This window comes from Dysosmobacter sp. (assembly GCF_034093755.1).
Taxonomy (GTDB): Bacteria; Bacillota; Clostridia; order Oscillospirales; family Oscillospiraceae; genus Oscillibacter.
On record NZ_JAXEBZ010000013.1, the window covers coordinates 33,817 to 47,437 of the forward strand.

The window sequence follows — 13,621 nt, forward strand, 5'->3', positions numbered from 1 at the left end:
AAATTGCGCCGGGACCGGTGCAAACCCCCGCGCCGCCCGGCGCATCCTCCCGCAATGGCCGGCACCCTCCAGACACCCCCCGGGAACGACAAAAGAGCGGAGCGCCGCGCGCTCCGCTCTTTCCTGTTTTACTTCGCGTATTCGATGGCCGTGGTCTCCCGCAGGATGTGGACCTTGATCTGACCGGGGTACTCCATTTCCTCCTCGATCTTCTTGGCCAGGTCCCGGGCCAGAATCACCATCTGGTCCTCGGACACCACCTCCGGCTTCACCATCACGCGGACCTCCCGGCCGGCCTGAATGGCATAGGCCTTGTCCACGCCGTTGAAGGAGGAGGCAATGCTTTCCAGCTGCTCCAGCCGCTTGATGTAGTTCTCCAGATTCTCGCGGCGGGCGCCGGGACGGGCGGCGGAGATGGCATCGGCCGCCTGCACCAGGCAAGCCACCACGGTGCGGGGCTCCACATCGTTGTGGTGGGCCTCGATGGCGTGGATGATGTCCTCTTTCTCCTTGTACTTCCGGGCGAACTCCACGCCCAGGGCCACGTGGGTGCCCTCCAGCTCGTGGTCCACGGACTTGCCCAGGTCATGGAGCAGGCCGGCCCGCTTGGCAGCCTGCACGTCGGCGCCCAGCTCGGCAGCCATCATGCCGGCGATGTGAGCCACCTCGATGGAGTGCTGCAGCACGTTCTGGCCGTAGCTGGTGCGGTAGTGGAGGCGGCCCAGCATCTTCACCAGCTCGGGGTGGACGCTGCGGACGCCGGTTTCAAACACGGCCCGCTCGCCCTCTGCCTTGATGGTGGCGTCCACCTCGCGGCGGGCCTTCTCCACCATCTCCTCAATGTGGGTGGGATGGATGCGGCCGTCGGCAATCAGCTTCTCCAGGGCCAGCCGGGCAATCTCCCGGCGCACCGGCTCGAAGCAGGAGACGGTAATGGCCTCCGGCGTGTCATCGATGATCAGATCCACACCGGTCAGGGTCTCAATGGTGCGGATGTTGCGGCCCTCGCGGCCGATGATGCGGCCCTTCATCTCGTCATTGGGCAGGGGAACCACACTGACGGTCATTTCGGCCACCTGGTCGGCGGCGCAGCGCTGGATGGCCTGGGCCACGATCTCCCGCGCGCGCATGTCGCTCTCTTCCTTCATCCGGGACTCGACCTCTTTGATCTTGAGGGCGGTCTCGTGGGTCACCTCGGCCTCCACCTGCTGGATGAGGTAGTGTTTGGCCTCCTCGGCGGTGAAGCCGGAGATGCGCTCCAGCATTTCGGTCTGGCTGCGCTTGATGACCTTGACTTCTTCGTATTCCTTGTCGATCTGGGCGTGCTTCTGGACGAGGGCCTCTTCCTTCTTCTCGATGGCGTCGGTCTTGCGGTCGATGCTCTCTTCCTTCTGCTGCAGCCGGTTTTCCTGGCGCTGCAGATCGGCTCTGCGGGACTTCTCTTCCTTCTCGTATTCGCTGCGGCTCTTCAGAATCTCCTCTTTTGCCTCCAGAATGGCCTCTTTCTTTCTGGACTCAGCCTCGGCGCGCTTGGCTTCAGCGGCCTTGATGGCCTCGTTGATGATGCGCTTTCCCTCTTCTTCGGCGCTGGAGATTTCCTTTTCAGATACGATCTTGCGATAGCAGAAACCGAGAAGGAAGCCGGCCGCGAGTCCGATCACAGCAATGATCACATTGACGATCATGGCGGACTTACCTCCTTGTGATTTTGGGATTGCTCCCAGGCATGAAAATCGGGGGGTGGATGCCCCCGTCAGAAAACAATCGAAAGATACCCCTATACCTTCCAATAAGATTCCTGTTATAGTTTAGTCGCTCCCGGGCGAACTGTCAAGGAAAATGTGCATCACAGAGGCCCACATATGGCGGTAAAAGTCTCCGCGGGCCCCTACCGCAGGGAAATATAGGCCGCCGCCGCGTAGCCCACATAGTTTTCGTAGTGGACCACGTACCACCCCTGCCACTGGCCGTACACCGTCACCCGGGCCCCGTCGGGCATCCCCGTCAGCACCGTGGCGGTCTGGGTGGGGCGGCTGCGGAGGTTCAGCGTGCCGTAGTCAATGGTGACGGTGCCTGTCGCGGGGGTCATGGGCCAGATGAAGGGCAGGCCGAAAAACTCCGTGATGGACAGCACCAGATTCTGGGCGATGGAGTCGGTGTTGTTCTCCACCCAGGAGGCGTCGGCATAATTGTCGTGGTAGCCGATCTCCAGCAGCACCGCCGGAAACCGGGGCTGGCGCACCTCTCCCAGGGTGGTGGTGGCCTGGGTCCGGACGTTCTGGGGCAGAGGGTAGATGTTCCGCAGGTTCCGGGCGAAAATCTCCGCCGCCCGCTGCCCCTCCCGGCTGCCGGGATAGTAGAAGGCGATGATGCCCCGGTTCTCCCCGTAGCGCTCCGGAGCGGAGGCGTTGGAGTGGAGGGCCAGGTACAGATCGTAGTATCCGGCGTTGGCCTCCCGGATGGAGGACGCCGCCGTCATGTCCGGCCGGTTGCGCTTGTACTGGATGCCGTTGGACAGCAGATAGGGCACCATGGCGTCCGCCAGGCGGTTCATGTTGTACTCCTCCGAGCCGCTGCCGGTGACGTATTCATTCCAGTCCTGGGTGGACGGACTGAGGTAGATAATGGGCATGGGACACGCTCCTTTCCAGCAGAAAACACGATAATTTCTCAGTTCTTCCCACGGATACTATATGGAAATCCCGCCGGGAATGTGTTAAGCTTTTCTTGATTATCATCTTTTCCCGGAAAGGAATTTCTCACATGAAAGCTGAACGTGCTTATCCGCGGTACACCGTCACCCCCAAGGCGGAGGCCGCCATTCTCCGGGGCCATCCCTGGGTCTACGGAGAAGAAGTGCTCTCCGCCCAGGGGGAAACCGTCAACGGCGGTCTGGTGGATGTACTGAGCCGCAGGGGGCGGTATCTGGGGACCGGAATGCTGTCGGAGCAGTCCAAGATCCGGGTGCGGCTCATCTCCCGCAACGCCAATGACCGGTTTGACGAGGCCTTCTGGGAGCGGAAGCTCCGCTGGGCCTGGGAATACCGCAAAACCGTCCTGCGGCCCGAGGACCTGAGCTGCTGCCGGATCATCTTCGGCGAGGCGGACGCCTTCCCCGGGCTGACGGTGGACCGGTTCGGTCCGCTGCTGAGCGTGCAGGTGCTGTCGGTGGGCATGGAGGTGCGCAAGGACTTCCTGCTGCCCACGCTGGTGCGCATCCTGCGCGAGGACGGCCAGACCATCACCGGCGTCTACGAGCGCAACGACGAGGCCCTGCGGGAAAAAGAGGGACTGGCCCAGGGAAAGGGCTGGTTCCCCCTGCCCGGCGAGGCGCCGCCGGCGTCCCCCGTGACGGAGATCACCGAAAACGGGATCCGGTACCTGGTGGACGTGGAAAACGGCCAGAAAACCGGCTTTTTCCTGGACCAGAAGTTCAACCGCCTGGCGGTTTCCCGGCTGGCGGAGGGCCGGACGGTGCTGGACTGCTTCACCCACACAGGCTCATTTGCCCTGAACGCCGCCATGGGCGGGGCAAAGCACGTCACCGCCGTGGACGTGTCGGAATCCGCCGTGGAGATGGCCCGGGCCAACGCGGAGCGCAACGGTCTTTCTGACCGGGTGGAGTGCGTCTGCGCCAACGTGTTCGACCTGCTGCCCCGGCTGGAGCAGGAGCCGCCCCGGTACGATTTCATCATTCTGGACCCGCCGGCCTTCACCAAGTCCCGGAGAACGGTGCACAACGCCATGACCGGCTACAAGGAGATCAACTACCGGGCCATGCGGCTGCTGCCCCGGGGCGGGTACCTGGCCACCTGCTCCTGCTCCCACTTCGCCACGGAGGAGAAGTTCCTGGAGATGCTGCGCTCCGCCGCCCATGACGCCGGTGTGCAGCTGCGGCAGATTGAGGCCCGGCAGCAGTCCTGCGACCACCCCATCCTCTGGGGCGTGGAGGAGACCAATTACCTGAAGTTCTACCTGTTTCAGGTGGTGTAAGCCGCCTGCATTTTCGGAAAGGAGCGAAAACCCTTGTCAGATCCCAAGCAGCAGGAGAAGTACCGCCGGATGACCCAGGAGCCTGTGGGCCGCCTGATCTGCCGCATGGCCGTTCCCTGCATTATCAGCATGATGATCACCGCTTTCTACAACATGGCAGACACCTTTTTCGTGGGTCTGCTGAACAGCAACAGTGCCACCGGCGCCGTGGGCGTGGCCTTTTCCCTGATGGCCGTCATCCAGGCCGTGGGCTTCTTCTTCGGCCACGGCTCCGGCAACTACGTCTCCCGGGAGCTGGGGCGGCAGAACCCCCAGTCCGCCTCGGAGATGGCCTCCACCGGCTTCGCGCTGGCCGTGGGCTGCGGCGCGGCGCTGGCCCTGCTGGGCATTTTGCTGCTGACGCCGCTGGTGCGGCTGCTGGGTGCCACGGAGACCATCCTGCCCTACGCCAAAAGCTATGTCCGCATCATTCTGCTGGGCACCCCGTGGATGACCGGCTCCCTGACGCTGAACAACCTGCTGCGCTTCCAGGGCAGCGCCATGTACGGCATGGTGGGCGTCACCGCCGGCGCGGTGCTGAACATCGCCCTGGACCCGCTGCTGATCTTCTACTGCCATCTGGGCATCGCCGGAGCGGCCCTGGCCACCATCATCAGCCAGTTTGTGGGCTTCTGCATTCTGCTGTGGCTCTGCTCCCGGGGCTCCAACCTGCGGCTGCACCTCTCCAACGTCCGGCCCTGCCGGGAATGCATGGTGCAGATCGCCCGGGGCGGCCTCCCCTCCCTGTGCCGCCAGGGCTTCGGCTCCATCGGCATGATCGTGCTGAACCACTCCGCCGGCATTTACGGTGACGCCGCCATCGCCGCCATGACTGTGGCCAACCGGGCCATGCAGACCGCCAGCTCCGCCCTTATCGGCTTCGGCCAGGGCTTCCAGCCGGTGTGCGGCTTCAACTACGGCGCCAGGCTGTGGAACCGGGTGCGGGAGGGCTTCTGGTTCTGCATCAAAGTCTCCACCGGCTTTCTCCTGCTGCTGACCATCCCCGCCATGGCCTTCGCCCCCCGGGTCATCGCCCTGTTCCGGGACGACCCCCAGGTCATTGCGTACGGCGCCGCCGCCCTGCGCTACCAGTGCACGACCTTTGCCCTCAGCGGCTGGGTGGTGTGCTGCAACATGACCCTCCAGACCGTGGGACGCACCGGCCCCGCCTCCGTGCTGGCCGTCAGCCGCCAGGGCCTGTGTCTGATTCCCGCGCTGCTGATTCTGACGCCCCTGCTGGGCTTCCTCGGCGTGCAGCTGGCCCAGCCGGTGGCGGACGTGGCCACCTTCCTCATCGCGCTGGCGGTCCAGATTCCCTTCCTGCGGGAGCTGAAGGCCGGTCCCTCTCCGGAAAAGTCCTGAACAGGCAGCAAAGACACGGTGCTTTCGCGCCGTGTCTTTTTACTGCTCTTCACCAAAGCAAAAACCAGGCAGCCGCTTGAAAGCGGCTGCCTGGTTTTTTCCGTTACTGGTCCACCTCGATGACCCGGACGGTGCCGGTGCTGTCCGCGTACAGGTCACAGTGGGCGGCGAAGGCGTGGGCCTCGTCCAGGGTGACCCAGCGCTGCGTGGCCGCGTTGAAGCAGGGCACGTCATCCCCCACGGTGTAGGTCCGTCCACCCACCGTCACGGCGTTGCGGCCGGTCCAGGCGGAGTTGGACACGCTGGCCAGCTTCTTCAGCGCCAGCAGAGAACTGAAATCGCTGCCGCCGGCACTGAGGGACGCCCGGACATACTGGCCGTTGCGGATCTCGTCGAATTTGCTGGTGACAGGGCCGGCCTGCTGGCCGTTTCCATACTCCACGGCGATGGTCGTGGTGGTTTTTCCCTCCTCATCGGTGTTCGTCCGGACCACTGCCCGGCCGTAGATATAGTCCACGGTGCTGTACTTGTCGCCCAGGACGATGAGGTTCACCCGGCCGGCCCAGTCAGTGCCGGCGTAGCGGATCTGGTCCCTGGCCACCACGGCGGAGGGCAGGCCCGTCAGGGCCACGGCCTCCAGGCCGCTGTTTCCGGTGCGGTAGATCACTACGTTGTCCGCCAGGGGGACGCCGCCCAGCGTCCGGTCCGCCGCCTTCAGATCGCCGGAGACGCCGCCGGTGAGGCTGCCCACAGACAGCGTATTCCGCTTGCCGGAGGACACCCGCACCAGCTGGCCCGCCAGGTCCGCGGACTTCCCGGTGATGGCGCCCTTGACGGTAATGCCGCACAGCAGCTCCACCTCGCCGGCGTCGCCGGCGGCGCGGACGATGCCCAGGGCGTTGCCCCGGACCTTGCTGCCCTCCATCACGCCGGCCACCTGATTGTCCGCCGTCAGCAGCAGCGTCACGGCGTCGCCCACCTTCCGCTGCGCCAACTCCGCCGCGGCGGAGGGCAGCACCCTGAAATCATGGCCCATGACGGTGATGGTCTCCGGGGCGTCGGGAGTGGGGCTGCAGCTTTCGTAGATGCCGCTGAGGCGCACGTCGCAGACCTGCAGCGTGTTGGTGGCGCCGGAGTAGGTCACCACGTCATAGGCCCGCAGGTCGCCGATACCGGCGGCGGCGCCGTTTTTCGTGATCTTATAGTTGAGGCTGCCGCCGGTGAGGGCGTCCAGCCCGGCGGTGGAGCCGTCGGCATAGACCACCACCGCCTGGTCAGCGGCCACGCCGCTGCCGGCAAAGACGTATTCCACGCCGCCGGAGGTGCCCAGGTACAGCGTCAGGGACATGCCGGGCTTCAGCCAGGAGAAGGCGGCGCCCCAGGTGGTCTCCTCGCCGTCATAGTACATGGCGGTATCGCTGTCCAGGGCGAATTTCTCGCCGGCGGTGCTCAGCAGGGAGTTGGACTTGGCCTGCACCAGCACCACCGTGCGGCTGGTGCCCTCGCCGTCGGGCACGAAGGTGAGGACCTTCCCCTGACTGTCCAGCAGCAGCATGCCCATGCGGCCGTTCAGCAGGCCGTTGGAGGCCTTGTTTGCCATCTGGTACACGGTGCCGCTTCCCGTCTGCATGCCGGTATCATCCCCGCTGGAAACCGCGGCGGCGGAGGACACCAGCATAACAGGTTCCAGCACTTGGTCGGCGATGCCGGAGGCGTAGGAGCTGCCGTCGGCCTTGTCGCACCGCAGCAGGTTCACAAACAGCCGGGCCGCCTGACCCCGGGTCAGGGCCGCGCCGCCGCTGAGGTGCAGCCCGTCGGTGAGGCCGGTGACCTCCGCCTGGGCCAGATACCCGTCGGGCCACACGGCGCCCACGTCCTCGTCCTTGTACCCCAGCTGGCGCATGAGGATGGTCACCGCCTGCCCGGCGGTCACCCGGGCCTCCGGATGGAACTTGCCGTCGGCAAAGCCCAGGATGACCCCCTTGCCCTTGGAGGCCAGATTGATGTAGGGCGCCGCCCAGTGGGAGGGCTTCACGTCCGGAAACACGGTGACGGAGCGGTACTTCCCCAGCTCCTTCTGGGCGTTGAGGGCGTACACCGCCATTTTGCAGAACTGGGCGCGGGTCAGCGTGGCGTCAGGCCGGAAGCTGCCGTCGGCGTAGCCGTCCAGCACCCCCATCAGCCGCAGGCACTCCACGTCCACGGCGGTGGCGGCGTCCGTCACGTCGGTAAATGCCGCCGCCGGGGCCGCCAGGGCCGTCACCGCCAGACACACCGCCAGCAGCAGGCCGAAAATGCGTTTTTTCATCTCGATTCACTCCTTTATTCCGCCCGCAGGGCTTCCACAGGCTGAAGGTTGGCCGCCTTGATGGCCGGGTACACACCGAACACGATGCCCAGGGCCACCGAGAGGGCGAAGGCCTCCGCCGTCACCTTGACCGACGGAAGAATGGTCATCTGGAACATCAGCGTGCTCAGGGCCACGCTGCCCAGCGTGCCGAAGGCGATACCCACGATGCCGCCGATGCCGCAGAGCATGGCCGCCTCAATGAGGAACTGGGCCACGATGCTGCTGCGCTGGGCGCCGATGGCCCGGCGGATGCCGATCTCCCGGGTCCGCTCCGTCACCGTCACCAGCATAATGTTCATGATGCCGATGCCGCCCACCACCAGGGAGATGGCGGCGATGCCGCCCAGCACCATGCCCACCATGGTCAGAAACTCGTTGGACTGCTCCTGCCACTGGCTCTCGGAATACACGTTGTAGCCGCCGGTGTTGGTGTCCACCAGGCCCCGGAGGAAGCCGGCGATGCGGGAGATGGCCTCGGTCATGGCCTCGCTGCTGCGGGCCTTCACCAGAAACTCCGTGGGCTTCTGGCCCCCCAGCACCCGGCGGACGGTGTAGGGGAACACAATCAGGTTGTCGATGTAGCTGCTGGTGCTGTCCTGATCCACCCGGGCGGCGTAGACACCCACCACGGTGAAGTTGTTGCCGTTGACCTGAATCACCTTCCCCACCGGGTCGGCCGCGCCAAAGAAGGTACTGGCTGCCTGGGCGCCCATGACGCACACCTGGTTGTACTTCTCCATGTCCAGCATGGCCAGATCCCGCCCCTTGGCGATGGTCAGGTTGTTGCACACAGCGTACTGGTCGCTGCCATAGTAGAGGGTGGGGGGCTGTTCCCCCACAACGTTGCCGGTGTCATCCCAGTGGTATTCCATGTTGGCGGTGGATTTGGTGCCGTAGACCACGGTGGCGTCCACGTAGCCGGTGGGGGTGATGCCCAGCACATACTCGCTGAGGCCGGCACAGTAGTCATACAGGTCCGGGAAGTAATCCCTGGAGATGTCATTGCCCTCCTCGTCATACATCCAGCTGGAAACACTGACGTTGATGCGGTTGGAGCCCATTGCCTCAAACTGCTTCATGGTCTCCTGCTTCATGCCCTCCATCACCGACACAATGGTCATGACGGCGGCAATGCCGATAAAAATACCCAGAATGGTGAGGGCGGAGCGGCCCTTTTTGCCCCAGATGGACTTCCAGGCCATTTTAACCGCCTGCTGAATATTCAAAACCAGTCCACCTCCTGTTCCCGGTCCTCCACGATCTTCCCGTCCTGCAGCCGCACAATCCGCCGGGCAGTGGCGGCGATGCCGTTGTCATGGGTGATGAGGATGACGGTGGTGCCCTCCCGGTTCAGCTGCTGCAGAAAGGCCAGCACCTCCCGGCCGGTGCGGGAATCCAGGGCGCCGGTGGGCTCATCCGCCATGATGATGGGAGGATGGGTGGCGATGGCCCGGGCAATGGCCACCCGCTGCTGCTGACCGCCGGACATCTCCGTCGGCTTGTGCTTCACCCGGTCGGCAAGGCCCACCCGGTTCAGGGCCTCCAGGGCCATCTCCCGCCGGTCATCGGCGTCCACCCCCTGGTAGATCAGGGGCAGCTCCACGTTCTCCAGCACCGTCAGGCTCTGGATCAGGTTGTACTGCTGGAAGATGAAGCCGATCTCCCGGTTGCGGATGCGGGACAGTTCCTTGTCCGTCAGCTCCCGCACGTCGGTGCCGTCCAGAAAGTAGTCGCCCCGGGTGGGGATGTCCAGGCAGCCCAGCACGTTCATCATGGTGGACTTGCCGGAGCCGGACTGGCCTACCACCGCCGCGAACTCTCCCCGGCCGATGGTCAGGGAGACGCCGTCCAGCGCCCGGACCTCGCTCTCCAGGCCCTCGCCGTAGATCTTGTAAACGTCTCTCAGTTCAATCAGCTTTTCCATAGGCGTCAACCCCAGGCCTCCGAGGTCTGGATCTGGGTAAAGACCGAGGTCCCCTCCTCCACGCCGGATTTGATCTCCACATAGTAGTTGTCGGAAATGCCGATCTCCACCTCCACGGGCCAGAAGCCATCGGGAATCTCCTCGTTGACCATCACGTTCTCCAGGGCATTGTCCGGCCGGTCGCCCTCCACGTACACCACGTTCACCGCCGAGCCGTCCTCCAGGGCGGCGTTGCGGACGCACTGGATGGGCAGCACCAGGCAGTTCTCGTTCTGGCTGGCCACCAGGCTGTACTGAATGTTGCTGTTGACCTGAATCATCCCGTCACTGTTGTCCACCGAGATGACCATGGGATACATGGCAACGCCGTTGGTAACGGTGCTGGACAGGCTGACGCTCTCCACTACACCCATGGTCTGATTGCCCCACTGGTCCAGGTCCACCATGGTACCGGCCTTCACATAACCCACATTCCGCTCATCCACAGTGGCGTTGACGATGATGGAGCTGGTGTCGGAGATGGTGATCACCGTGGTGTTGGCGGCCACCTCCTGCCCCGCCTGGATGGTCAGGCCGATGACGGTGCCGTCGATGGGGGCCACGGCGCTGCAGTTATTCAGATTCTTCCGGGCGGTCTCCAGCTCCTCCCGGGCCTTCTCCAGGGACTGCTCCGCGGAGAAGATCTCGCTCTCGCTGTCCTCGCCGTCGATGCGCACCAGCACCTGGCCCTCGGACACCTGCAGGTAATCCACCAGGCTGCTGGAGATGACGGTGCCGTTGACGGTGGAGCACAGATCGCCGGTGCGGTAGTACTCCAGCTTGCCGGCCTCATAGGGGTAGGCCGTCTCGCCGCCCACGTTCAGCGTGGCGGAGGCGGACATCTCCGCCGTCAGGGAGCCGGGGTTGTCGATGAGGATGTCCGCCGAGAACAGGCGGGAGCCCTCCGGCGTGATGCGGCTGACCATGTGGACCGCCTCCACCCTGCCGGTGAGGGTGGTCATCAGGGCGGGAATGGACACGTCTACCGCCTGGCCGGCTTTGATGTCTCCGGCGTAGGCGTAGCTGTAGTACTGGGTCAGCCGCAGCCGGGTATCGTCGGACAGCGTGGCCACCTTCTGGCCCTTGGTAATGGTGTCGCCGGGGTTCAGGGTCACCACGTCCATCAGCTTGCCGGGGTAGCCGGGGGCCAGATTCAGCCCCGCGATATCCTTGTTCAGGGTGTTCAGCTGCTTCTGATAGCCCTCCACGTCCTTCTCCGCCTGCTGCACCGCACTGCGGGCGTCATCGGAGTTAATGACGAACAGGGGCGTGCCGGCAGTGACCACCTGACCCTCCGTCACGAACACATCCTGCACCGTTCCGGCGGTGGTAATGGAGATGCTCTCGCTGTTTTTCGCCTTGGTGAGGCCGCTGCCTTCTACGGTGGCGGTAATGGCGCCGTAGGTCACCACGTCCCGGATCACCTCGGCAGATCCGCCGCCGTCTTTTTTCCGCAGGCGGACCACGCCGAACACCACCGCCGCCGCCAGCACCAGCGCGATGATCCGGCGGATGCGGCGCTTCTTCTTTTTGCTCATTTTCGGCTTTCCGCCGCCCCCTGCCGGGGCCGTCTGCTCCGGGGTCCGGACAGCAGTCTGCTCCGTGGCCTGTTCCATGACTTCTGCCATAATGATTCTCCTTTTGCCGAAATGGTTTTCCGGTCAGCACCGGTTCTGTTCGCCCACAGCATAGCATGACCTGACGGGAAAATAGCAACAAAACAGTAACAGTTTTCGCCCGCCAAAAATTTCCACAATTTTCCTCTCTCCATTCCCCCTCCGAAAGCCGGAATCCGGCCGGAAAGCGGCAAAAAAAGTTCCGTGCCGGGCGGCACGGAACTTTTTTCGGAACAGATGTCAGGCGGCAACGCGCTTGGCAGAGGCCCGCTGCAGGACGATGATGACCACCACCAGGGCAAGGCCCACCACGTCGGTGAGGGTGCCGGGGATCATCATGGCCAGGCCACCGGCGGCGATGAGCAGGCGGAACAGCGGGTTGATGTGCTTGTACAGGTAACCGTTGAGGGCAGCGGCCACGCCGAAGATGCCCATGACGGAGGTGATGCAGATCTGAATCACCTGAATGGCATTGGTATCCACAAACAGCATGGCCGGGTTCATGGCGAAGATGTACGGCACGATAAATGCCGCGATGGCCAGCTTTGTGGCGTTCAGGGCCGTCTTCATGGCGTTGGACTTGGCGATGGCGGCGCCGGCGTAAGCGGCCAGAGCCACAGGCGGGGTGATGTCCGCCACGATGCCGAAGTAGAACACGAAGAAGTGGGCGCTGACCACGGGGAAGCCCATCTGAATCAGAATGGGGGCGCAGGTGGAGGCCATGATGCAGTAGTTGGCGGTGGTGGGCACGCCCATGCCCAGCACGATGCAGCACAGCATGGTCAGGAACAGGGCAATCAGGGGGATGCCCATGGAGGCGGTCATGATGCCGGACAGCAGCTTGGAGGCCAGGCCGGTGACGGTGATGCAGCCGGCGATGACGCCTGCCATGGAGCAGGCCACGGCCACGGAAATGGTGCTGCGGCCGCCGGCTTCCAGGGCGTCCAGAATCTTATTGACGGTGATGCGGTCGTCCTTGTTCACCAGGCCCACCAGGATGCACACGATGATGGCGATGGCGGCAGAGCTCTGCATGGTGCGGGTGTTGGTGGCCACCAGATAGACCAGCACCACCAGAGGCAGCAGCAGGTAGATCTTCTTGATCAGGTTGCCGAATTTGGGCAGCTCCTCCTTGGGAATGCCCTTCAGGCCCAGCTTCCGGGCCTCCAGATGGACGGCGATGTAAATGCCGGTGAAGTACAGCACGGCGGGGAGGATGGCCCGCATGGCCACCTCGGCGTAGGTGATGCCCATGTACTCGGCCATCAGGAAGGCGGCAGCGCCCATGATGGGGGGCATGATCTGGCCGCCGGTGGAGGACGCGGCCTCCACGGCGCCGGCGAACTCACCCTTGTAGCCGGTGCGCTTCATCATGGGGATGGTGACGGAGCCGGTGGTGACGGTGTTGCCCACGGAGGAGCCGGACACCATGCCGCACAGGGCGGAGGACACCACGGCCACCTTGGCGGGGCCGCCGGCGGTGGAGCCGCACAGGGAGTTGGCCAGGTCAATGAAGAAGCCGGAGATGCCGGTGCGCTCCAGGAAGGCGCCGAAGATGATGAACACCACGATGTACTTGGCGCAGACGTTGATGGGGGTGGCCATCACGCCGGACTCGCTGTAGAACAGGGCGTACACCACGGAGCGGAACATCTTGAACACGTCGGGGTTCCGGCCGTAGATGTTGGTGAAGGCGTAAACCAGCAGCACGCCTGCCACGCACAGAATGGGAATGCCCACGCTGCGGCGGCACAACTCAAAGATGGACAGCAGGGCCAGGCAGCCCAGCACCACCAGGAACAGGTCGATCTTCTTGGACATCTTGATGATCTCCACGGCGTTGGCGGCGTACCAGAAGAAGGGGAACGCGCCCATCACCATGAGGACGATGTCATACCAGGGCAGGCTGTTGACCTTGACGGTGCCCTTCTTGCGGGGGAAGGTCAGGTAGCCCATGACAATGATCATGCCCACGAAAACGGTCAGCCGCTTCTGGGGCATGGCGTTGCTGAACAGGGTTACCCAGATGCTGTACAGGGAGAAGCAGATCATGATCCAGCGGATCACGGTTTTGGGAACGCCTTCCCACACCCGGACGTTGGATTCCCGGTCATACTTCTTCATCATGGCTTCCACGTCGGCAGCCGTGCCGGTTTCCATGGAATCCGCGTCCGTGACAGGCGTTTGGGTGCGGACTTCTTCCGCTTCATCAGCTTTTTTCTTGAAAAGTCCCATCGTATTCCTCCTTATTACAGTTGTGAATCAAAAACGGAACAGGGAAAGGGCCGCGGCGGGACA

Annotated in this window: 9 protein-coding genes; 2 read left to right on the plus strand and 7 right to left on the minus strand. The window is 63.9% G+C overall.

What is annotated here, in order from left to right:
* Window positions 1-128: 128 nt before the first annotated feature.
* A complete protein-coding gene (rny, locus tag SOX55_RS01470; protein ID WP_325285658.1) occupies window positions 129-1,685 on the minus strand; it encodes a ribonuclease Y in 1,557 nt (518 codons plus the stop codon).
* 203 nt (window positions 1,686-1,888) lie between these two features.
* Window positions 1,889-2,632: an SH3 domain-containing protein gene (locus tag SOX55_RS01475; RefSeq protein ID WP_325285659.1), complete on the minus strand. Its 744-nt coding sequence runs from the start codon at window positions 2,630-2,632 to the stop codon at window positions 1,889-1,891.
* Window positions 2,633-2,763: 131 nt separating this feature from the next.
* Between SOX55_RS01475 and SOX55_RS01480 the strand changes: the two genes are divergently transcribed.
* Together SOX55_RS01480 and SOX55_RS01485 are read left to right on the plus strand one after the other, a co-directional pair.
* Window positions 2,764-3,993 carry a class I SAM-dependent rRNA methyltransferase gene (locus SOX55_RS01480; protein ID WP_325285660.1) on the plus strand — a complete coding sequence of 410 codons (1,230 nt, stop codon included), beginning with the start codon at window positions 2,764-2,766 and terminating at the stop codon, window positions 3,991-3,993.
* Between the two features lie 33 nt (window positions 3,994-4,026).
* Window positions 4,027-5,394 carry an MATE family efflux transporter gene (locus SOX55_RS01485; RefSeq protein ID WP_442873596.1) on the plus strand — a complete coding sequence of 456 codons (1,368 nt, stop codon included), beginning with the start codon at window positions 4,027-4,029 and terminating at the stop codon, window positions 5,392-5,394.
* Window positions 5,395-5,497: 103 nt separating this feature from the next.
* Here the strand turns inward: SOX55_RS01485 and SOX55_RS01490 are convergent, their stop codons facing one another.
* The 5 genes from SOX55_RS01490 to SOX55_RS01510 form a co-directional block, all read right to left on the minus strand.
* Window positions 5,498-7,702: an S-layer homology domain-containing protein gene (locus SOX55_RS01490; protein ID WP_325285661.1), complete on the minus strand. Its 2,205-nt coding sequence runs from the start codon at window positions 7,700-7,702 to the stop codon at window positions 5,498-5,500.
* 14 nt (window positions 7,703-7,716) lie between these two features.
* Entirely contained in the window at window positions 7,717-8,970 is a 1,254-nt protein-coding gene (locus SOX55_RS01495) for an ABC transporter permease (protein WP_325285662.1), read from the minus strand.
* Window positions 8,967-9,668: an ABC transporter ATP-binding protein gene (locus SOX55_RS01500; protein WP_325285663.1), complete on the minus strand. Its 702-nt coding sequence runs from the start codon at window positions 9,666-9,668 to the stop codon at window positions 8,967-8,969. The genes SOX55_RS01495 and SOX55_RS01500 overlap by 4 nt, the downstream gene beginning before the upstream one ends.
* A 5-nt stretch (window positions 9,669-9,673) precedes the next feature.
* Window positions 9,674-11,335, minus strand: coding sequence for an HlyD family efflux transporter periplasmic adaptor subunit (locus tag SOX55_RS01505; RefSeq protein WP_325285664.1), 1,662 nt, complete (start codon window positions 11,333-11,335; stop codon window positions 9,674-9,676).
* A gap of 228 nt (window positions 11,336-11,563) precedes the next feature.
* On the minus strand, window positions 11,564-13,483 hold the full coding sequence (locus tag SOX55_RS01510; RefSeq protein WP_325285665.1) for a TRAP transporter permease: 1,920 nt from the start codon (window positions 13,481-13,483) through the stop codon (window positions 11,564-11,566).
* Between the last annotated feature and the right edge of the window lie 138 nt (window positions 13,484-13,621).